Origin of the sequence: Sinosporangium siamense (assembly GCF_016863435.1) — a bacterium.
GTDB classification, from domain to species: domain Bacteria; phylum Actinomycetota; class Actinomycetes; order Streptosporangiales; family Streptosporangiaceae; genus Sinosporangium; species Sinosporangium siamense.
Genome location: NZ_BOOW01000034.1, coordinates 63,118 through 83,582, shown reverse-complemented (window position 1 = coordinate 83,582; position 20,465 = coordinate 63,118). Strand labels below are relative to the sequence as shown.

19 protein-coding genes and 1 pseudogene are annotated in these 20,465 nt (G+C 70.9%); 18 read left to right on the top strand and 2 right to left on the bottom strand.

Translation table 11 applies throughout. From position 1 onward, the window contains the following. Positions 1-17: 17 nt before the first annotated feature. The 18 genes and pseudogenes from Ssi02_RS26360 (at position 18) to Ssi02_RS39900 (ending at position 18,871) form a co-directional block, all read left to right on the top strand. The gene (locus Ssi02_RS26360) at positions 18-1,346 is read left to right on the top strand and encodes a purine-cytosine permease family protein (RefSeq protein WP_204030265.1); all 1,329 of its coding nucleotides are present in this window, start codon (positions 18-20) and stop codon (positions 1,344-1,346) included. Next, positions 1,343-2,356: an LLM class flavin-dependent oxidoreductase gene (locus Ssi02_RS26355; protein ID WP_204030264.1), complete on the top strand. Its 1,014-nt coding sequence runs from the start codon at positions 1,343-1,345 to the stop codon at positions 2,354-2,356. The genes Ssi02_RS26360 and Ssi02_RS26355 overlap by 4 nt, the downstream gene beginning before the upstream one ends. Continuing rightward, entirely contained in the window at positions 2,353-3,507 is a 1,155-nt protein-coding gene (locus tag Ssi02_RS26350; protein ID WP_204030263.1) for a M24 family metallopeptidase, read from the top strand. Before Ssi02_RS26355 ends, Ssi02_RS26350 begins: the two co-directional genes overlap by 4 nt. Then, the gene (locus Ssi02_RS26345; protein ID WP_204030262.1) at positions 3,504-4,754 is read left to right on the top strand and encodes a threonine synthase; all 1,251 of its coding nucleotides are present in this window, start codon (positions 3,504-3,506) and stop codon (positions 4,752-4,754) included. Before Ssi02_RS26350 ends, Ssi02_RS26345 begins: the two co-directional genes overlap by 4 nt. Then, positions 4,751-5,710, top strand: coding sequence for an LLM class flavin-dependent oxidoreductase (locus tag Ssi02_RS26340; RefSeq protein WP_204030261.1), 960 nt, complete (start codon positions 4,751-4,753; stop codon positions 5,708-5,710). The genes Ssi02_RS26345 and Ssi02_RS26340 overlap by 4 nt, the downstream gene beginning before the upstream one ends. Before the next feature lie 288 nt (positions 5,711-5,998). Next, on the top strand, positions 5,999-6,817 hold the full coding sequence (locus Ssi02_RS26335; RefSeq protein WP_204030260.1) for a S1 family peptidase: 819 nt from the start codon (positions 5,999-6,001) through the stop codon (positions 6,815-6,817). Positions 6,818-7,072: 255 nt separating this feature from the next. Continuing rightward, complete coding sequence (locus Ssi02_RS26330) at positions 7,073-8,293, top strand: NAD(P)/FAD-dependent oxidoreductase (protein ID WP_204030259.1); 1,221 nt, start codon at positions 7,073-7,075, stop codon at positions 8,291-8,293. Next, positions 8,290-10,248 carry a S9 family peptidase gene (locus Ssi02_RS26325; protein WP_204030258.1) on the top strand — a complete coding sequence of 653 codons (1,959 nt, stop codon included), beginning with the start codon at positions 8,290-8,292 and terminating at the stop codon, positions 10,246-10,248. Before Ssi02_RS26330 ends, Ssi02_RS26325 begins: the two co-directional genes overlap by 4 nt. Before the next feature lie 148 nt (positions 10,249-10,396). Next, on the top strand, positions 10,397-11,953 hold the full coding sequence (locus Ssi02_RS26320; RefSeq protein WP_204030257.1) for an ABC transporter substrate-binding protein: 1,557 nt from the start codon (positions 10,397-10,399) through the stop codon (positions 11,951-11,953). An 8-nt stretch (positions 11,954-11,961) separates the two neighbouring features. Beyond that, the gene (locus tag Ssi02_RS26315; protein ID WP_204030256.1) at positions 11,962-12,909 is read left to right on the top strand and encodes an ABC transporter permease; all 948 of its coding nucleotides are present in this window, start codon (positions 11,962-11,964) and stop codon (positions 12,907-12,909) included. Beyond that, positions 12,906-13,781, top strand: a complete 876-nt coding sequence (locus Ssi02_RS26310) for an ABC transporter permease (protein ID WP_204030255.1) — start codon at positions 12,906-12,908, stop codon at positions 13,779-13,781. Before Ssi02_RS26315 ends, Ssi02_RS26310 begins: the two co-directional genes overlap by 4 nt. Continuing rightward, a complete protein-coding gene (locus Ssi02_RS26305) occupies positions 13,778-14,785 on the top strand; it encodes an ABC transporter ATP-binding protein (RefSeq protein ID WP_204030254.1) in 1,008 nt (335 codons plus the stop codon). Before Ssi02_RS26310 ends, Ssi02_RS26305 begins: the two co-directional genes overlap by 4 nt. Further along, entirely contained in the window at positions 14,786-15,292 is a 507-nt protein-coding gene (locus Ssi02_RS26300) for an ATP-binding cassette domain-containing protein (protein ID WP_204030253.1), read from the top strand. It abuts the gene before it with no gap. Continuing rightward, positions 15,289-15,585: an ABC transporter ATP-binding protein gene (locus tag Ssi02_RS26295; RefSeq protein ID WP_204030252.1), complete on the top strand. Its 297-nt coding sequence runs from the start codon at positions 15,289-15,291 to the stop codon at positions 15,583-15,585. The genes Ssi02_RS26300 and Ssi02_RS26295 overlap by 4 nt, the downstream gene beginning before the upstream one ends. A 212-nt stretch (positions 15,586-15,797) precedes the next feature. Next, positions 15,798-16,856, top strand: a complete 1,059-nt coding sequence (locus Ssi02_RS26290) for a PucR family transcriptional regulator (protein ID WP_204030251.1) — start codon at positions 15,798-15,800, stop codon at positions 16,854-16,856. A 143-nt stretch (positions 16,857-16,999) separates the two neighbouring features. Beyond that, positions 17,000-18,310, top strand: a complete 1,311-nt coding sequence (locus Ssi02_RS26285) for an NAD(P)/FAD-dependent oxidoreductase (protein ID WP_204030250.1) — start codon at positions 17,000-17,002, stop codon at positions 18,308-18,310. A 10-nt stretch (positions 18,311-18,320) separates the two neighbouring features. Further along, a pseudogene (locus Ssi02_RS39905) lies at positions 18,321-18,713 on the top strand (aromatic ring-hydroxylating oxygenase subunit alpha); the annotation flags it as partial. After that, on the top strand, positions 18,686-18,871 hold the full coding sequence (locus Ssi02_RS39900; RefSeq protein WP_204030249.1) for an SRPBCC family protein: 186 nt from the start codon (positions 18,686-18,688) through the stop codon (positions 18,869-18,871). The pseudogene Ssi02_RS39905 and the gene Ssi02_RS39900, both read left to right, overlap by 28 nt. Positions 18,872-19,021: 150 nt before the next feature. Here the strand turns inward: Ssi02_RS39900 and Ssi02_RS26275 are convergent, their stop codons facing one another. Beyond that, entirely contained in the window at positions 19,022-19,867 is an 846-nt protein-coding gene (locus Ssi02_RS26275; protein ID WP_204030248.1) for an alpha/beta fold hydrolase, read from the bottom strand. Then, positions 19,864-20,394, bottom strand: a complete 531-nt coding sequence (locus Ssi02_RS26270; protein ID WP_204030247.1) for a PadR family transcriptional regulator — start codon at positions 20,392-20,394, stop codon at positions 19,864-19,866. Before Ssi02_RS26270 ends, Ssi02_RS26275 begins: the two co-directional genes overlap by 4 nt. Positions 20,395-20,465: the final 71 nt, after the last annotated feature.

The window sequence follows — 20,465 nt, the reverse complement described above, 5'->3', positions numbered from 1 at the left end:
TGTGTGAGGAGGACCTCGTGACCACGAGCCGTGCCGTGCCCCCAGAGCGCACGTCGCTCGCCGACGACCTCAACGACCACGCCCTCGAACCGGTGCCGCCGGAGCGCCGCAAATCCCTGCTCCAGATGATCATCGTGCAGATCGGCTGGAACATCAGTGTCAGCAGCTTCCTGGTGGGAGGCGTGGTCGGCGGCGGCACGTCGTTCGGCGAGGGCATGGCCGCCATCGCCGTCGGCAACCTGGTGCTCGTCGTGGTGGCGACGCTGGTGGGCCTGGTGGGTCACCGTACCGGTCTGACCAGCTATCTCGCCGCGCGGGTCGTGTTCGGCCGGCAGGGCGCGGTCGTTGTGTCGCTGCTGCTCGGCGTGCTCGCGATGGGGTTCATCGGGGTGCTGATGGACACGTGGGGCGGCGCGGTCAACAAGCTGCTGCCGGCGATCCCGTCGTGGGCGTTCGTGCTGGCGTTCGCGCTCGCGATCACCTCGACCGCGATCTTCGGGTTCAAGGGCCTCGCGAAGTTCTCCGCCATCGCCGTGCCGATCGAGATCGGCATCGCGCTCGTCGCCCTCTTCGTGATCGGCAGCCGGGAGGGCGGGTTCGGCGACGTGGTCGCCCATGTGCCGGCGGTGCCGATCGGGTTCGCCGCGGCGGTGGGCGCGGTGATCGCCACCTGGATCACCGGGGCGGCGCTGGTGAGCGACGTCAGCCGGTTCGCGATCCGGCCGCGTGACGTGCTGATCTCCAGTTTCTGCGGGTTCATCGTGGGTGCGGGGGTCTTCGAGACCATCGCCACGGTGTCGGCGATGAAAGTGGGCAACAGTAACTTCGTCCTGGTCATGCAGGGCCTCGGGCTGCTGGCCCCGGCCGCCGTGATGCTGGTGCTGGCGTTGTGGAACACCGCCGACAACAACCTCTACTCCGCCTCGCTCGCGTTCACCAACGCCTCCAACACGCTGCGGCTGCGCGTCGGCAAGCCGGTCTGGACCGTGGTGTCCATCGTGATCGCGGTCTGCGTGGCGTTCGCCGGGCTCGCGGCGCAGTTCCTCACGTTCCTGCAGATCGTGGGGCTGGTGGCGCCGCCGTTCGCGGGCGTGATGATCGCGCACTTCTGGGTGCTGGCGAGGAACAGGTCGGGCTCCGACCTGCTGGCCTCGGCGCCGAAGGTGCGGGTGGAGGCGCTTGTGGCCTGGGTGGTGGCGGCGGTGTTGTCGAAGTACACCGATGTGCTGCTCACCGACGCCATCGAGGGACTGGTGTACGGCTTCGCGTGCTATGCCGTACTCGGCCTGCTGGCCGGGCGGTTGGGAGCACGCACGAGGGAAGTTGTGGAAGGAGAGGCATCGTGAGGTTCGGCCTGGGTGTGCCGACGGGGACGGAAGGGTTGATGTATCCCGTCCCTTATGCCGACGCCGATCAGGCGGTCGAGCTGGCGCTGGCGGCGGAGCGGCTGGGGTTCGACTCGATCTGGGGCAACGACCATGTGACCACACAGGCGTATGTCCGCGAGGAGTTCGACACCCCGCCCCGCTACTACGACCCGTTCGCGTATCTGAGCTACGTGGCCGCGCTGACGAGCCGGATCCGCCTGGCGACCGCGATCATGGTGCTGCCTTTCCGGCACCCGGTGGTCGCGGCCAAGCAGGCCGCGACGCTCGACCGGCTGTCGAAGGGCCGCGCGGTCCTCGGGGTGGGCATCGGCGCCTACCGCGAGGAATACGAGGCGATGCATCCCGACGGCAAAATCAACCGGGGTGAGCACGCGGCGGAGGCGATCCAGGCCCTGACGGCGCTGTTCACCCGGCGCAGCGCGTCGTTCGACGGGAAATACGTGCGGATGCGCGACGTCGAGTCGTTCCCCAAGCCGGTGGGGCGGCTGCCGATCCTGTCGGGCGGCAACGCGCCCGGTTCCCGCACGCGGGCCGCGCTCTACGGCGACGGGTGGCTGCCCGCCTGCCTCACCCCAGAGGAGGTGGCGCGCGGCCGGTCGGAGATCGTCGCGCAGGCCGAGGCGGCGGGACGTGAGCTGCCCGAGGCGTTCGAGGTGGCGCTCCAGGTGGCGGTGAGCGTCGCGCCGACGCACGAGCTCGCGTGGGAGCGCTTCCGCTCCTCGCAGCTCCACAACCACCTGGTGTCGCTGTCGGGCACGACGCTCAAGGACCAGGGAGTCGCCGACCTCGCCCGGCGCAACCTCATCGGCACGCCGGAGAGCGTGGCCGAGCAGGTGGAGGAATATCGCGCGGCGGGCGTCGACACCCTGGCGGGCCTGCTGTTCGCGGCGGACTCGGTGCCGGCCACGCTGGACATGATGGAGGAGTTCGGCGAGACGGTCATCGCACGGCAGGGGCGGCAGGCGTGAGCGCGCTGCGTCCCGCCCCCGACATCGACCTGCGCGAGCTGGCCGGCCGCAGGCTGGCCGGGTTGCGGGCGGCGCTGGCCGAGGCGCCGTTCGACGCGGTCGTGCTGACCTCGCCGGAGAGCGTCCTGTACGCCACGGGCTACCGGAGCGTCGCCGGGCCGCTTTTCCGCGCCCATCAGATGGCCGCGGTGGTGACCGGCGACGACCTGTGGCTGGTGTGCCCGGCGGCCGACACGGCCCCGGCCGCCGACGCGGGAGTGCCCGTGGACCGGCTTGTGCCGTTCGGCAGGTTCTATTTCGAGTCGGCGTCGGCGACGCCGCTCACCGGCATGGCCGACCGCCACCCCGACCTGCCGAGCGCGCTCGCCGTGGCGCTCAAGCAGGTGGGGGTGGCCCGGCTGGGCATAGAAGGCGCCGGGATCGAGGAGGCGGTGGACGCGACCGCCTGGGTGTCGGCGCTGCGCGGGGTGAAGCTGCCGGAGGAGGTGGAGCTGCTGCGCTACGCCGCCTACCTCGCCGAGGAGGGCGTGCGGGCCGCGCTCGCGACGGCCGGTGAGGGGGTGACGGAACGTGAGCTGGCCCGCGAGGTGGCCGCGACCATGGTCGCAGGCGGCGGCGAGCCCCGTTTCGTGGTCGCCCTGACCGGGCCGCGCTCGGCGCTGGCCGACGCCCACCCGGGTGACCGCCGGTGGGCGGCGGGGGAGCCGGTGCGGTTCGACGTGGGCTGCCTCTACGGCGGCTACTGGTCGGACATCGGGCGCACCGCCGTGCTCGGCGCGCCCGACTCCGTGCAGAGCGCGCATTACTCGGCGATCCTGGCCGGGCTGGACGACCAGCTCGCCCTGGCCGCGCCGGGGGTGCCCGCCGAGTCGGTGTTCGAGGTCGCGATGGCGGGGGTCGAACGCGGCGGCATCACCCCCTACCGCCGCCAGCACTGCGGGCACGGGATCGGGCTCGCGATCTACGAGCCGCCGATCGTGTCGCCGGGCGTCGTGACGCCGCTGGCGGCGGGGATGACATTCTGCTTTGAGACGCCGTATTACAAGCTGGGATGGGGCGGGATGATGGTCGAGGACACCTTGGTGGTGACCGATTCCGGGGTGGACATGTTCACGGTGGCGCCGCGCGAGCTGCCGGTGGTGCCCCTGTGACCGCCTCCTACTACACCGGGTCCCTGGCCTGCGTCCGCTGCGCCGCCCCCTACCCCGACCCGTCGCTGCCGCTGGTCGGGCGGGGCTGCCCGGCCTGCGAGCTCGACGGCGCGCCGAGCAACGTCCTGCCCGTCTACGACGTGCCGCGCGGCGCCGGGCTGCCCCTGGCGGGCGATCAGCCCGGCCTGTTCCGGCACCGGGCGCTGCTGCCGCTGCGCCCCGGCACCCCGGCGGTGAGCCTCGGCGAGGGCGGCACACCGCTCGTCCCCCTGGAGCGCACCGCCGCGCGGCTCGGACTCGGCGGCCTCCACGTGAAGGACGAGACGCGCAACCCCACCTGGTCCTACAAGGACAGGCTGGCCTCGGTCGCGGTCACCAAGGCGGTCGAGCTCGGCGTGGAGGCGGTCGTCGTGGCGAGCACCGGCAACCACGGTGCCGCCGTCGCCGCCTACGCCGCCCGCGCGGGGCTGCCGTGTGTCGTGCTCACCGTGGCGTCGGTGCCCGAGGCCATGAAGACCCTCATGCAGGTGTACGGTGCCCGCGTCGTGGCCCTGGAGCACGCCCCCGACCGGTGGACCCTCATGCGGGAGCTGGTGGAGAAGCGCGGCTGGCTGGCCCTGTCCGGCCACGCCGCCCCGCCGGTGGGCTCCATCGGGTTCGGCGTCGACGGTTACAAGACCATCGCCTATGAGATCGTCTCCGACCTCGGCGCGGTCCCCGACGTCGTCGTCGTGCCCGTCTCCTATGCCGACGGCCTGGCCGGCATCCAGCGCGGCTTCGCCGACCTCGTCACCCTGGGCGTGGCACCCCATATGCCACGCATGATCGCTGCCGAGCGGTTCGGGCCCCACGCGGGCGCCCTCGCCGCCGGCACTGACACGCCGGGCCCGGTGCCGGCCGACGCCACGGTCGCCTTCTCCATCGGCTCGCCGTACGGCACCTACCAGGGCCTCGCGGCCCTGCGGGCGAGCGGCGGCGCCGCCGTGCCCGTCGGCGACGACACGCGCATCCTCGACGCGCAGCGCCGCCTGGGCCGGGAGAGCGGGCTCTATCTTGAGGCGTCGTCGGTGACGGCGGTGCTGGCCGTGGAGGAGCTCGGCCTGCCCGAGGGGTCGACGGTGGTCGTCGTCGGCACCTCCACCGGTCTCAAGGACATCGGCGCCACCTCCGCGACCCTGCCCGCCGTCCCCGTGATCGAGCCCACCGTGGCGGCGATGGACAGCGCCCTCGAAACGGCGGCCCGGTGAGGCTCGCCTTCTCGATCTCGGGGCACCGCCACGCCGGCTCCGCCGTACAGGTGGCGCGTAAGGCGGAGGACGCCGGATACGACACGGTGTGGGTGACCGAGGACTATTGCGAGCGCGGCGCGTTCGCCCTCGCCGGGGCGATCGCCGCCGCGACGTCGCGCATCCGGGTCGGCATCGGCGTCGTGAATCCGTGGACGCGGCATCCTGCGCTCATCGCCATGGAGTTCGCCGCGCTGGAGGAGATCAGCGGCGGCCGGGGAGTGCTCGGGCTGGGGGCGAGCAATGCGCGGTGGATGACCGAGCAGCTCGGCATCCCCTTCGAACGGCCGGTGACGCGGCTCGCCGAGGCGGTCGACATCGTCCGCGCGATGCTGACGGGCGAGCGGGTGGAGTTCGCCGGCGAGGGCTTCCGGGTCGACGCGGGGCTCTCGTTCGTCCCGCCGCGCGCCGCGCCCCCGATCGTGCTGGGCGTGAAGGGCCCGCGGGCGCTCGACGTCGCGGCCTCGCGGGCGGACGGGGTGCTGTTGTCGATCCTGTCCTCGGCGCCCTACATCGCGGCGGTACGGCGACGCCTGGGTGCCGCGATGGAATTGTCAGCGTATGTCGGCCTATCGGTTGAGGGTGGGGGCGTGTCGCGTTCTGCGGCGCGGGGGAGGCTCCGGCCCATGGTGGCGACCTACCTGGGCGTACACGGCGACCACGAGATCACCCGCACGGCCGGGCTGTCCGCCGACCTGTGCCTGGCCTTCCGCGAGGGGTGGCGGTCGGGCAAACCCCGCGTGGACCTCGTGGACGACGATCTGCTCGACCTGTTCACCGCGAGCGGCACGGCTGCCGAGGCCGCCGGATCCCTCGGCCGCCTCGCCGCCGCGGGGCTGGACGTCGCGGTCGTCCGCGACGACCCGGAGATCGACGTCGACGCCCTGCTGGGGGCGGCCGCGCGCCTAATGCCGTGAAGGGCCTCGCCGGCGTGGAGAACCGATCGAGTTCGCCTGGGTGAGAGCACCCAAGGAGCTCATCTGGGGCGGGCGCATATGGTGGGGGGAGAGGACAAAGGGCGTGAGCGGGATGAGGGCGCCTCACGCCCATTCTGGCCCCGACCTGCGCCCTTACCGCGCGGCCTCAGGCTCGAATGGCGATCACGAAGGCTGCCCCCACCGCCCGACCGGAGGGCATCCCGCCACGCATTGTGGTGACTTCTAGCGTGATTGCGTCACGATCCGCAATTTAAGGGTTTATTCCAAATGTTTGGTAGTAAATCGCCCGATCGTGCTCTCTCGCGTTTCATCATCATCGTGATGGCAGGCGCCGTCTGCGTCACCGCGCCGGCCGGCACCGCCCGAGCGATCATCAACGGCAAGGACTCCACCGAGTCCTACCCGTTCATGGCGTCGCTCGAGATCTCGCCCCCCGGCCGGGGGCTCGGAGACGAGGTGTGCGGAGGATCGCTGATCCACCCGCAGTGGGTGGTGACCGCGGCCCACTGCCTCAACGCGGAGGCCGGCTCGATCCCGGAGGGAACCGTCCGGATCGGCAGCGACCACCGGCAGTCCGGCGGCACGGTCCGCGAGATCGTCAAGGAGGTGATACACCCGCGCTTCACCCCGGGCGTGCCCAACACTGACGACATCGGACTGATCCGCCTGGACCGCCCGGTCTCCTACAAGCCCATCCCGATCGCCGAGCAGCCGGGCCCGCCCGGCAGCCTGACCCGGATCATCGGCTTCGGCACCACCGTGTCCAGCAAGAACCCCGCCGACTGGAGAATGGCCGACCGCCTCCAGGAACTCGACACCCGCATAGGCGCCGCCTCCGAGTGCGCCCCGGGATTCGCCGGCAAGGCCCGGCTGTGCACGGTGAGCCGGGTGCCCGACGCCATGGCGTGCAACGGCGACTCCGGCTCGCCCCAGATGCAGCGCGGCCGGGACGGCAGGTGGGAACTCATCGGCGCCACCTCAGGCCCGGGCGCCCCAAGCCCGTCGTGCGAGACGGGCCCGGGCCTCTACGTCAACGTGCCCGCCTACGCCGACTGGATCCACGCGACGATCCGTAAGTACGGCTGACCCCTCGTGCAAGGACTTCCGGCCTTGAACCACTTTCGGTGGAGGCCGCCTATTCGCCGGGTATGACGACACGGGCCCTGGTGCAGGACGGTGCGCCAGGGCCCTCAGACACACCGCGATCTCCCCTCCAGTGCAATGGCAGCCGGTGCCCATAGGCATTTGTCACTAGAAAGTCCTGTTCTGCCCGACAAGCGTCAATTGACCCCGAATGGGCGTTCCTGGCAGGCTCTCACCGTCCGCACAGCAAGGAGAGCCATGACGGACCACCAGGATGCCGACGCGATCGTCGTCGGTGCGGGAATCTTCGGCGCCGCCCTCGCCAATCACCTTCAGCAGGCGGGCATCGGCCGCGTGGTCATGCTCGACGCCGGTGAGCCCGGCCGGGGGACCTCCGGTTCGGGTGCGGGCTTCGTCGGCTATTGGACGGCAGGCTACATGCCGGTCCCCTCGACGGACGACTACGCCCTTGAGGACTACGGCGTGCGGTTCTACCGCTCGTTGTCCGAGCGCGGGAAGCCGATCGACTACCGCGGCAACGGAAGTCTCTTCGTCGCCACCTCCGAGGCCGGCGCGCCGCGCGTGGCGAAGATGGCCGACCACCCGCTCGCTCCGGCAGGCACCCGGGCCCTGGACCCGCTGGAGACCGCGAAGGTCACCGGGCACCTCCTGAGCGCCGACGCCGTCACCACCGCCGTCCTCCACCCCGGCGGCATACAGATCAGCGCCGGGCGGGCGACCCGGGCGCTGGCCGCGCTGGCGGGTGCCGAGGGCGTCGAGATCCGGTCCGGCGCCCCGGTGAACAGGCTTCTGGCCGACGATCGCGGCGTCCGCGGTGTCCGCACCCCGGCCGGCGATCTGCGCAGCCGTACGGTGATCCTGGCCTGTGGCGCCTGGACCAACGAGCTGCTGCGCCCGCTCCAGGCCGCCGTGCCGATCGCGCGGGTCATCGCGTCCCGGGTGGTCTCGCCGCCTTCGGGAGTCGCGGAGTCGTCGCCGACCGTCATGGTCCCGGAATGGAACGGTCTATGGCTGCGTGAACACCGCGGCGGGATCACCTGGGGGAATCCCGACGGCTACGCGCCCCTGTCTGCTTATGCCGACCGGATCGCGGTCGGCGATCACCCCCGGGTCGAGGAACTCGTCGACGCGATGAGCGCCGCGCTGGGGCCCCGCCTTGACGTGCTGCTCAACGGCCGCGACCGCTCGGTCGCCGCCTGGACTCAGGGTGTCCCGTGCTACACGCCCGACGGGCGGTTCATCGCGGGCCCCGTGCCCGAGGTGCCCGGCCTGCACGTCATGGCGGGAGACAACGAGGCCGGTGTGACGCACGGTCCCGGGCTCGCCCGGATGGTCGCCGACCTCGTCGCCGGGAACGCGGTGGACTACGTCGACCCGTCCGTCTACGCCGTGGACCGGTTCGAGCGCAGGGACATGACCGAGGACGAGATCCTCAACGCCGCACCGGAGTACGAGTGAGCGCGGACCTGCCCGGCCACCTGCTCAAGCTGGCCGCGGAGCACTACGAGGCTCTCGGACGGCCGGGCCGTGACGTCCCGGCGAGCGCAGAAAGCCTCGCGGTCTCGCCGGACGGCAGGCGGGTCGGCTTCGCCGGGGCCGTCGCGGACGAGGACGGCGGCGTCGCCCAGGCCGCCTGCGTGCTCGACCTGGAGACCCAGGCACTGCACATGTCGCCAGGAACGACACTGCCCGTGTGGTCGCCCGACGGCACCCGCCTCGCGTGGGCGGTGCAGGGCCCCGACCGGCCCACCGTGCACGTGGGGCCCTGGGACGCAAGCCGTCCGTTCACCGGCGAGGCGCACCCGCTGGCCGCCGGTGTCGTCGAATCGCTCGCGTGGTCTCCCGACGGAAGCCGGCTGCTGGTCGGCCTCGCCGAGCCGGGCGCCAGCCTCTCGGACGCCTTCGGCTCCGGCCGGATTCCGTCGGAGCGGACCGAGGACGACGCGTGGCGGCCCATCCTGAGTCCGCAGCACGACGGCGACGGCCCTCGGCGTGCCCTTGTCCTCGATCCGGCGACCGGCGCGATCGTGCGGCCGGTGGACGGCAAGACCGTGTGGCAGGCGTGCTGGGCGGGCGACCGGGCGCTCCTGTGCGTCGTCTCCGCCGCGCCCGACGAGTCCGCGTGGTACACGGCCGACCTGGTGCGGGTCGACCTCGCAAGCATGGATTCGACCCCGCTCCCGCGTCCCGCGGCGCAGGTGGCAATGCCCGGGGCGAACCAGTCCGGGAGCAGGCTCTCCGTCGTGGCCGGCCTGATGAGCGACCGGGGCCTGGACTCGGGATACCTATATGTCCTCGAGCCGGCCGGGGGCGACTGGCAGCTGGTCGACACCCACGGGGTGGACGTCAGTGACCAGCACTGGATCGACGAGACCGTCCTGGCCTATGCCGGCCTGCGCGGCCTCACCACCGTGATCGCGACATACGACGTCACCAGTGGACGGAACGCCACTCTCTGGCAGTCCGAGGAGACCTGCGGCGAGCCGGTCCCCACCTTCGCCGCCGGAGGCGGGACCGTCGCCATCACCTTGCACAGCTACGCGCGTCCGCCCGCGCTCGCCGTGATCGAGTACGGCGAAGCCCGCGTCCGCCTGGACCTGCGCGCACCCGGTGCCGAGGACGTGATCGCCCGCGCGGGAACGATGCGTGCCGTGGAGTGGGAGGCGCCGGATTCGACGCTCGTCCAGGGGTTCCTCGCGGTCCCGGACGGCGATGGACCGTTCCCGCTCGTCGCCGAGGTGCACGGCGGCCCGGTCTGGGCGTGGCGGAACTCCTGGATGACCGGCGACACGCTGACTCCGCTCCTCGTCTCGGCCGGCTATGCCGTACTGCACGCGAACATCAGGGGCAGCACCGGCCGCGGTCAGGAGTTCGTCCGGGCCGGCCTGAAGGACATGTGCGGGGAACGGGACGTGCCCGACCTGATCTCCGGCGTACGGCACCTGGTCGACGCCGGCCTGGCGGATCCGGACCGTGTCGCGGTCTCCGGCCTCAGCTACGGCGGGCTGATGGCGGCCTGGCTCGTGACCGCCACCGACGTCTTCGCGGCGTCCGTTTCGCGGTCGCCGGTCACGGAGTGGGTCAGCCAGCACTACGCGTCCAACCTGCCGGGCTTTGACCGGATGTGCCTGGAGGGAGATCCCCTGGACCCGTCCTCGGACTACCGGACGCGCAGCCCGCTCCACCGTGCCGCACTGGCCGGCGCTCCGGTGCTGCTGATCGCCGGCGGCAAGGACCTGGCGACCCCGGCCGAGCAGGCGCTGATGTACCACCGGGCCCTTCGTGAGCACGGCGTCGAGTCCGAGCTGGTGATCTATCCGGAGGAGGGGCACGGCGTCCACGACCCGCGGGCGCTCGTCGATCACGGGGCCCGGATCCTCGATTTTTTGGCTCGACATTTGCCGTCCAAGTGACTCGGCACCGGCGACAGCCCGACAACCGTCCATAACAGGCCCTCGAACAGGCGTCCAACGTCGATTTCCGTCCCTCGGCTCGTCTACCACAATCTCCACAAATTCCGTCTTCGGTATACGACGTCCGCTGCTCCAGGAAGGCAGACGAATGAGACTCCGATCCACACTGATCGCCGTGGCTGGGGTTGTCACCCTGGCCGCCGGCTGTGGAGGTCAGGCCGCCACCCCGGAGGCGACCGTCAAGGGCAGCATCGACTCCAAGGCGATCTCGGCGAAGCCCGAGCGCGCCGATCTGAAGGTCGCCGTGCCGAGCAAGGTCGACAGCATCGACCCGCTGGTCGCCTCCGGCGTCACCGAGGTCCAGGTCCTCAGCCTGGTCGGGGGCACCCTCTTCGCCCTCGACTACGACGGCAAGAAGGCGACACCGGGCCTCGCCAAGTCCGGCGAGCTCGCTGCGGACGGCAAGTCCTACAAGGTCACCCTCAAGGACGGCCTCACCTTCAGTGACGGCAGCCCGCTGACCTCGGCCGATGTCGCCGCCACATTCGAGCGGGCGCGCACGTTCGAGTCCAACGTCTACGCCGGCGAGTTCGCGCCGGTGCGGAAGGTGACCGTGATCGATTCGGCCACCCTCGAATTCACCTTCAGCCGGGCGTTCCCGTCGTTCGAGATGATGCTCTCGTTCCCGGAGTTCTCAATCCTGAAGAAGTCGGAGATCGGCGCCAAGGGAGCGATCCCCTCGTCCCCGACACTCGCCGGGCCGTATGTCGTCGAAGGCGACGTCAAGGGCAACTCCTACGCCTTGACCCGCAACGCCGCCTATGCAGGCCCCGAACCGTCGGTGCGGAAGATCTCGTTCACCGTCGTCCCCGACGCCGCCGGTCGGCTAACCCAGGTGCGCGGCGGCCAGGCCGACCTCGCCGTCGACATCGGTGTCCAGGCGATCTCGCAGTCCCTGCCGGGGGTGAGCGTGCACGCGAACCCGTCCATGATCATCACGCAGCTGACGTTCAGCGACAACACCGCTCCGCTGACCGACGTGAAAGTGCGCAAGGCCGTCTCCCTCGCGCTCGACCGCAACAAGATCAGCCAGATCGCCTGGGCGGGAGCGATGCCGCCGAACGCCGGCCTGCTCCCGACCACGTCGATCGGCGCCAAGCCGGGGAACACAGGTGCGGACCCGGCGGTCGCCAAGGAACTGCTCAAGGGCACCGCATGCGAGAACGGCTGCTCGCTCTCACTTCTCCTCGACGGCAGCTCGGGATGGCAGTCCTCCTCGGCCACGGTCATCGAGCAGAACCTGAAGGAGATCGGGGTCAACGTCTCGATTCAGCCGCTTGAGACGATCACACTGTACGACCGCCTCGGCAAGGGTGACTTCCAGCTCGCGCTGGGCTACTTCGGCGCCTACGCCGACGTCCCCGACGCGACGCCGCAATACTGCCTGTCGCACTCCTACGGCTTCCTCTCGTGCTACACGGGCTACAAGTCGGCCGAAGCCGAGGCCGCGGTGGACGAGGCGCTCACCGCGACCGACGAGGCGAACCTGAAGGACGCCTACGCCGGGGTGAACGCGATCTTCGAGAAGGACGCCCCGCTCGCCACCCTCACCGACTACGCGGCCGTGTGGGCGGTGCGGGACGACGCCCGCGGCTACGCCTCGATCGGCGCGACCGCCTTCATCACCGTCGCGCCGAAGGGCTGAGAACGATCGTGCTGCCGGCAGTGAAACGCCCCCTTCGAGCACTGCGCGACGTCGGTGTCGTGGTGCTGCTGGTGGTCACGTTCACCACCTTGCTGATGCAGTTCGCCCAGGGGAGTCCCGGCCGGGCGATCCTCGGCCCGCGGGCGAGCCAGGACCAGGTCGACGCGTTGAACCACACCCTCGGCGCCGACCGGCCGGTGATCGAGCAGATCGGATCGAGCCTGGCCGGCTACGTCCGCCTCGACCTCGGCCACTCGTTGTCCAACCCCGAGCAGAGCGTCGCCGGCCTCGCCGCCGGCGCACTGCCGGTCACCGCTTCCATCATCGGGCTGACGCTCGCGATCTCGCTGGTGGGCGGTGTCCTGGCCGGTCTCGCCGGCGCGCTCTCACGGCCCTCGGTGGACCGGGCGGTCAGTGCCGCCGCGGTGTCGATCCTGTCGATCCCGCCGTTCGCCCTGGCGCTGCTCCTCATCGTCGGCGTCGCCATCGGGCTCGGCCTGGCGCCCGCCGGCGGCTGGGCCGGGTCGTGGCCGGCGAACCTCTCCTACGCCTGGCTGCCCAGCCTCGCGCTCAGCGGCCTCCTGCTGCCGCAGATCGCGCGGACCGTTCAGCAACGGGCGCGCGAACTCGCGGGCGAGGAGTTCATCGAGGCGGGGGAGGCGCGCGGGCTCTCCCGCTCGCGGCTCACCTTCCGCCACATCCTGCCCAACGTGCTCCTCCCGGTCATCACGATCGTCGGCTTCAACGCGTCGTTCCTCATCGCCGGTGCGGTCGTCGTGGAGGCGGTGTTCGGGGTGCCGGGCTTCGGCCAGGTCCTGTCCACCGCAGTCTCGGAACGCGACTACCCGGTGATCCAGGGGCTGGCGCTTCTGACCGCCGTAACGGTCGTGCTCATCAACTTCCTGTGCGAGGTGCTCTACGTGGTGGCCGACCCCCGAACCAGGGTGGCGTCATGAGCGCGGCGCACCCGGCGGTCCGCATGGCACGCCTCATCCGGGTGCCGGGACCGGCGAGCCGGGCGATGTGGGCCGGCCTCGCGTTCATCGTCGCGGTCCTCGCCCTGAGCTTCCTGCTGCCTGTCCTCACCGGCCAAGGGACCGACGAGTTCGTCGCCGAGCCGCTGCTGCCGCCCTCCCCGGAGCATCCTTTCGGGACCGACCAGTTCGGACGCGACCTGCTGGTGCGCACCATGGCCGCCGCACGCGTCGACTACCTGATAGGTGCCGTCGTCATCGTCTGGTGTGGGGGCGTCGGCAGCCTGGCCGGCGTGCTGATGGCGACCGTCCGGCGGGCAGGCGCCGACTGGGTGTTCAGCAGGATCATCGACGCGTCCATCGCGTTCCCGTTGACCATCCTGGTCATCACGGTCGGCGTCATTCTCGGCCCCGACTTCACCGTCCTCGGACTCCCGCGAGGCCTGCCGAGCGTGCTCCTCGTCTACGCGCTCATCGGCTGGGCATATTACGCGCGGCTGGCCAGGTCGCAGGCCCTGTCGCTGCGCTCGCGCGACTTCGTGCAGGCCGCCAGGACCATGGGCTACTCGGACGTGCGCATCACGATGCGCCACCTGTTCCCGCAGGTCTCCATGGTCACCCTGGCGTACGCCGTAGGCGACGCGATCGTCGCCATCGCGCTGACCTCGTCACTCGCGTTCCTCGGCGCCGGCGTGGCGCCGCCGACGCCCGAATGGGGCCAGATCATGTACGAAGGGCGCGACCTGATCTCCACGAGCTGGTGGATCGTCGCCTTCCCGGCGATGATGCTCGCGCTCAGCGGCATCTCGCTGGCCGCGATCGCCAACGGCGTCATCAAACGGATCGAGGGGTGAGAGCGTTGCGCAGCACGTTCCCTGAGGCCGGGCCGCGCCGGCGAAGCGCCGGTGAGGCCGCCCTGGAGGTCGAGCGGCTCTCGGTACGGCTGGGCGGTCGTGAGCTCGTGACCGATGTGAGCTTCGCCGCCCGGGCCCGCGAGTGCGTGGCGCTGGTGGGGGAGTCCGGATCGGGCAAGACCCTGACCTGCCGGGCGCTGCTCGGCTCACTGCATCGGATCGGCGCGAGCATGACCGGTGTGGTCCGGATTCTCGGCCGCGACATGTCGGCGGCCTCCCAGAGGGAGTGGCAGGCGATCCGCGGCACGACGATCGGCTTCGTGCCGCAGGCCTCGATGGCCGGCCTCGACCCGGTGATGCGGGTCGGCAAGCAGCTCTCGGAGACGATCCGCCTCCACGACCGGCAGGCCGGCCACCGCGCTCGGGCACTCGAACTGCTGGAGCAGGTCGAGATCGCCGATCCGGCGTCGGTGTACGGATCCTTCCCGCACCAGCTCTCCGGCGGGATGCGCCAGCGCGTGATGATCGCCCTGGCATTGGCCGGCCGTCCGTCGGTCCTCGTCGCCGACGAGCCCACGACCGCGCTCGACGTGACCGTGGAACGCGCGATCCTCGACCTGCTGGCGCGGCTCTGCGTCGAACAGGACATGGCGCTGGTGCTGGTCTCCCACGATCTGGCGGTCGTCCGCAGCATCGCCGACCAGATCAACGTGATGTACGCCGGGACGCAAATGGAACGCGGCGCCACCAGGGACGTGCTGACCGCGGCGCGGCACCCGTACACCCAGGCCCTGCTCGCCGCGGACCCCGCCGCCGCCCCGCCCGGCACCAGGCTGTCGGGGATCGCCGGCGGCGTCGCCGACGCCTCCATCTGGGACGCGACCTGCCGCTTCGTCGGCCGCTGCCCGCACGCCACCGAGAGCTGCCGCACCACCGGGCAGGAACTCGTTCAGGTCGGCGCGGGCGCCGCAGTCCGCTGCATGCGCTGGGAGGAGACGGCCTAGATGTCAACGTCCACAGGCGTCCCGCTGCTGGAGGCGGAGTCGGTCGACCTGGCCTACCCGGGCGGGCCGGCCGTCGTCCGCGACGCGTCGCTCGTGGTCCACGCCGGCGCGGCTATCGGCATCGCGGGGGAGAGCGGATCGGGCAAGTCCACCCTGGCCCGGGCGCTGCTCGGGGAACTGGATCCCGTCCGCGGCGCCGTCCGGGTCGGCGGACGCCCCTGGCGCGACGTGAAGCGGCGCGACCCCGAGCGGCTCATCGCCCAGATGGTCTACCAGGACCCCTACAGTGCGCTGAACCCGCTCCTGTCCCCGCGCCAGGCGGTCGAGGAGGCACTGGCGGTCTGCCGCGGGATGCCACGGGCCCGGCGGCGGGCCGAGGCCCGCGAGTTGCTCGGATCGGTCGGCCTCCCGGAGCGCTCCTTCGACGTGCGGCCCAAGCGGCTCAGCGGCGGACAGCGGCAGCGGGTCGTGATCGCCCGGGCACTGGCCTGTGAACCCAGGTCTTGATCGCCGACGAACCCACCTCGGCCCTCGACGTCTCCGTCCAGGCCCAGATCCTGAACCTCCTGCTGGACCTGCGTGAGCAGCGGGGCCTCGCGTGGGTCCTGGTCAGCCACGACCTCGCAGTCCTCAACCACATGACCGGCACGTGCCTGGTGCTCTACCGTGGCGATATCGTCGAAGCCGGTCCCACCGCGCAGATGTTGTCGGAGCCCAGGCACCCATACACCCGGTCGCTGGTCAACGCACGCAGCGCTGTACGGCACGGGCCGGAGTCACCAGCCCCGGGCGACCACTAGGCCTCGCCGCGGAAGGGAGGTGCAGCGATTCGTACTCCGGAGAGCTTGCAGGAAATGGTCGACAGCCTGGCGAACAGGCTGCAGCGCTCGGTGGCGATCGACGACCGGCAGATCCGGCTCATCGTCGCGAGCAAACACTTCGGCGACGAGGACCCGGTCCGGATCAAGTCCGTGCTCGGCCGCGGAGTCGAGAAAACGGCATCCGCGACCACGTGCTCTCGCTGGGCATCGACCGGGCGACCGAGCCGCAGCACATCCCGCCGTTCCCGCCACTTGAGCTGAAGGCACGGCTTTGCGTCCCGGTCCGCTACAACGAGGTCCTGCTGGGCTACCTCTGGCTGATCGAGGAGAGGCCGCTCACCGCGGAGGAGATCGCCGCCGCGTCGGCGGTCGCGGAAGCCGCCGGGCTTGTCCTCTACAAGACCGACGTCGCCTTTGAACGCCGCCAAGCCGCCGTCGACGCCCTCGTGCGCGACCTGTTCGCCGAGCGTGCGGCCTCGCGCAACTCGGCCCTCGCCGAGATCCGCGAGGAGGGCCTGCTGCGGGACTTCAAGCAGGTGCGGGTGATGCGGGTGCGCGTCCTGCCGGCGGCCCAGTCGGAGACGCAGGATCCCGAGAAGGTCGAGACCGCGATCCTGCAGATGTGCCGCCGGCTGCTGGGCTCCTATCCCGAGGGCAGCGCGATCGTCCAGGCGCGCCGCCGGCAGCTGACCCTGCTCGTCACCGGCGGCGCCGCGACGCGGGTCCAGTCGATCCGGGACGCCGCCGTGTGGGTGGTCGATCACCTGAGCGAGGCCACGGGGATCCGCTGCGTGGCCGGTCTCGGGATGAAACAGCCGAGTCTCCGGGACGCGCACATCTCGCATGAGCAGGCCCGGATCGCGCAGAGGACGGCGCAGATCCTTCCCGCACTCGGTGACATCGTCGGCTGGGAGGACCTCGGTGTGTTCGCGCTGCTGGCCAAACTGTCGCCGGACGACGTCAGCCTCAAGGCATATCCGCCGGCGCTGCTGAGGCTGGCGGCGGACCGCAACGCCGAGGCGCTGCTGTCGACCATCGAGACCTACCTGGACCTGGCGGGCGACGTCCAGGCGACGTCGCAGGCCCTCCACGTGCACCGCGCGACGCTCTATCAGCGCCTGTCCAGGATCGAGGCCGTCTCGGGCCTCAGCCTGCGCGACGGCACCAGCCGCCTGACGCTGCATCTGGGCATCAAACTGGCCAGGCTCACCGGTCAGTATGACGATCTGGTCAGCATCGAGAGGACCTGATCGAAGCCCCCGCCGGCCGGATCGACGCCGGTCGACACCGGGTGCCTGATTACCCGCCGATTGCCCATACTCCCAGGCCCGCGTGCTTAGCGATCCTTGTCCGGGAGCCCGGAACCGCGGCTTCCCGCTGACGGGAGGAAGGCATGGCACACGAGACTCATGACGCGATCGTGATTGGCGCCGGTGTGATCGGCTGCTCCGTCGCGAACGCGCTCGCCGCCAGTGGACGATCGGTCGTGGTGGTCGAGCGGGGCGCCGGCGCCGGATCCGGCTCGACCAGTGCCTCGTCCGCGGTGATCCGGTACAACTACTCCACGCGTGTCGGAGTCGCGGTCGCCTGGGAGTCGGTGCACGCCTGGACCGACTGGGCCTCGTTCACCGGGCCCGACGACGCCGGCCTGGCCCGCTTCATCCGCACCGGCGGCCTCACCCTGGAGTCCCCCGAGCAGGACTTCGACCGGGTCACGTCGCTGTTCGCCGACGTCGGCGTGCCGTACGAGGTCTGGGACGCGGCGACCATCAGGTGGCGGATGCCGATGATCGACCCGGGCCGTCACCACCCGCCCAAGGCACTCGCGGACTCCCGCTTCTGGGACGATCCGGACGGTGTCCTTCGCGGCCTCTGGACCCCCGACAGCGGATTCGTCGACGACCCGCAACTCGCCGCCCACAACCTCATGGCCGCGGCGGTGCGCAACGGCGCGACCTTCCTGTTCCGCAACGGCGTCACGCGGATCGAGCGCGACGGCGACCGGGTCACCGGCGTGGTCTGCGAGGACGGACGCACACTGTCGGCCCGCACCGTCGTCAACGTCGCCGGGCCGCACTCGTCGGTGATCAACCGTATGGCGGGCGTGGAGACCGACTTCAAAGTGCGCACCCGGCCGATGCGGCAGGAGGTCCACGAGGTCCGCGCGCCCGACGGCTTCGCCGTACAGGACGGGCCGGGGCCGCTGATCGCCGACATGGACCTCGGCGTCTACTTCCGCGGCACTCCAGGCGGCGGCCTGCTGATCGGCGGCATGGAACCGGAATGCGACCCGCTGGAGTGGCTCGACGACGCCGACGACTACGACCCGCAGGCGACGAAGCCCCGCTTCGACGCCCAGGTCATCCGTACCGCGCGCCGGCTTCCGGACCTTGGGGTGGCCGACAAGCCGCGTGGCATCGCCGGTGTGTACGACGTGTCCGACGACTGGATCCCGATCTACGACCGGACCTCGCTCGGCGGGTATTACGTCGCGATCGGCACGAGCGGCAACCAGTTCAAGAACGCCCCGGTCGTCGGCGGGATGCTCACGGCGATCGTCGACGCCTCGGAGAACGGACGCGACCACGACACCGATCCCGTGTCCTACGTGCTGCCCAGGACGGGCCTTGAGGTGAACCTGGGCCACTACAGCCGCAACCGCGTAGTCGAGCCGAGCAGCACCAGCTTCACGGTGATGGGCTGACAGCCGAGGCATGAGCCGGCTCCGGCTCCGCCGTACAACGTGCTTGCAGGTAACCGTCCAAGTCGAAAGGAGCCGATCGATGACCTCGAAGCGCTTGGAGACGGGGTTCACCAGGGACCAATACCTCGACCCAGTCTGGTTCGAGCACGAACTCGATGTCCTGTTCCGGCCGACATGGCAGTACGCCGTGCACGAGTCCCAGATCCCCGAGCCGAACTCGTATATCGCGCTTCAGGTGCTGGGCGAGAACATCGTCGTCACCAGGGATGCGGAGGGCTTGATCCACGCCGTCTTCAACACCTGCCGGCACCGGGGCGCCACGCTCTGCGACCCCGGTCCGGGCCGAGGGCGCCGCCTGGTCTGCCCGTATCACCAGTGGTCCTACGACATGGACGGCACGCTGCGCACCGCCAGGACTGGCCCCTGTGCGAGCGCACCCAGGAGGGAATCCGCTCCCGCGCGTACCTACCGGGCCCTCGCCACCCGGAGCGCGAGCCGTACGTCGCCGAGTTCACCCGAATGTATTGGCACGACCTGGACAACGCCGAGCCTGGAATGTGATGGGAGGTTCCGGGTGAACAGGACCACGGCGACGGTAGCACCTCGATCTTCTTTCTGGTGGCGCCCGGCTCCGCACGTACGGCGAAGCCTACGAGGCCTACCGGCGGGCCGTCTCCGCGTGGATACCCCGCATCCGCCGGGGCCCGTGCCTCAGCCGGAGGCGAGCCGCAGCAGCACGCCCATCAGTGCGTCCTGGTCGGCGAAGGCCGCGAAGTGGCCGCCCGGCAGGTAGTCGGCCGTGGCGCGGGGCAGGCGGGCCGCGAGGCGGCGCACCAGGTCCACCGGCACCTTCGGGTCGTCGATCCCGTGGAGGAGATGCACCGGCATGTCCACCTCTTTCGGTTCGAACCCCCAGGGCCGCAGATGCGCACGCAGGTCGTGTGCCATGGCCGCGCCGCCCTGGCGGGCGCTTTCGGCGATGTCGGCGATGAAGGCGGCTTCCGCCGTACTCGTCAGGGTGCGGAACACTCGCAGGTCGGCTTCGGGGAGTGCCCGGCCCACCCGCGCCGTCAACGCGGCGGCGTCGCCGCTGGCTGCCGACGCCATCGCCTTGGCGCTCATGGCGCACAATCCGCCGAGCAGCCATGGGGCGCGGCGGGCGAGCCGCCAGTAGAAAGCGTCGGCGCGGCTGGCCGGTGCCCAGCGTTCGCCGACCGGGACGGGCGGCATGCCGCCGAGCAGCGCGACGCCTGCCACGCGGCCGGGGTGGGCGGCGGCGAGGCGCAAGGCGGACGACGCTCCCATGGACACGCCCACGGCCACCACCCGCTCGATCCCAAGACGGTCGAGGACGCCCACGGTGTCCCGCGTCCACTGGGCCTGCGGGCTCGACCTGCCGTATCCGGGCCGGTCGACCGAGACCACGCGCACGCCGTACTTGTCCAGTGTGCCGGCCGACAACGTCCACCCTGCCGCCCACCGGGAGGAGGCGTAACCGTGGACAAAGAGCACAGGCGTCCCCGAAGGGGTGCCGAACTCCTCGTATCCGAGGCTCATTGCGACCCCTCCGGCCACGCCGCCACGTTCTCGATCGCCCACTCGGCCCACGACACCATCGCCTCCAGCCGCCGGATCCCGAGTTCCACGCCGAGCAGCGCGGCCCGGTCCTGGGCCTGCGACAGGTCCAGGCCGTTCTTCAGCGCGCGCATGCCTCGCAGGCGGGCGCGGTGGTATTCCAGTTCCTCGCGCAGGAAGTCCCCGGCCTCGGCGGGGCTCACCGTCCACAGCGCGAACGACCGCAGGGCGGTCTCGTTGCGCTGCGAATGGTCGGCCGAGGTGCCGGTCAGCCAGGCGCGAAGCTCCGCGACGCCCTTCTCGGTGATCTCGTACGGCTTGCGCCCGCGTGACCCCGTGTCCTGCTCGCGGATGAGGTCCTCTCCGGCCAGCCGCTTCAGCTCGGGGTAGACCTGCGTGGGTTTGGCGTGCCACACGAACTTGAGCACGCCGTCGAACTCCTGCCCGATGTCATATCCGCTGCGGGGTGCCCCGGCGATCAGCGTCAGTAAGGCCATACGAAGTGACATGTATGGATGATACTAAAATTTTTTACTGTCATGACATGAGGAGACCCCGCCGCACGCAGCACGGCGGGGTC

Excerpts from the sequence above, each read along its gene's own strand:
- Ssi02_RS26285 (WP_204030250.1), top strand. The coding sequence starts at position 17,000 with ATGGCACACGAGACTCATGACGCGATCGTGATTGGCGCCGGTGTGATC.
- Ssi02_RS26330 (WP_204030259.1), top strand. The coding sequence starts at position 7,073 with ATGACGGACCACCAGGATGCCGACGCGATCGTCGTCGGTGCGGGAATC.
- Ssi02_RS26270 (WP_204030247.1), bottom strand. The coding sequence starts at position 20,394 with ATGTCACTTCGTATGGCCTTACTGACGCTGATCGCCGGGGCACCCCGC.
- Ssi02_RS26275 (WP_204030248.1), bottom strand. The coding sequence starts at position 19,867 with ATGAGCCTCGGATACGAGGAGTTCGGCACCCCTTCGGGGACGCCTGTG.
- Ssi02_RS26335 (WP_204030260.1), top strand. The coding sequence starts at position 5,999 with ATGTTTGGTAGTAAATCGCCCGATCGTGCTCTCTCGCGTTTCATCATC.
- Ssi02_RS26320 (WP_204030257.1), top strand. The coding sequence starts at position 10,397 with ATGAGACTCCGATCCACACTGATCGCCGTGGCTGGGGTTGTCACCCTG.
- Ssi02_RS26310 (WP_204030255.1), top strand. The coding sequence starts at position 12,906 with ATGAGCGCGGCGCACCCGGCGGTCCGCATGGCACGCCTCATCCGGGTG.
- Ssi02_RS26300 (WP_204030253.1), top strand. The coding sequence starts at position 14,786 with ATGTCAACGTCCACAGGCGTCCCGCTGCTGGAGGCGGAGTCGGTCGAC.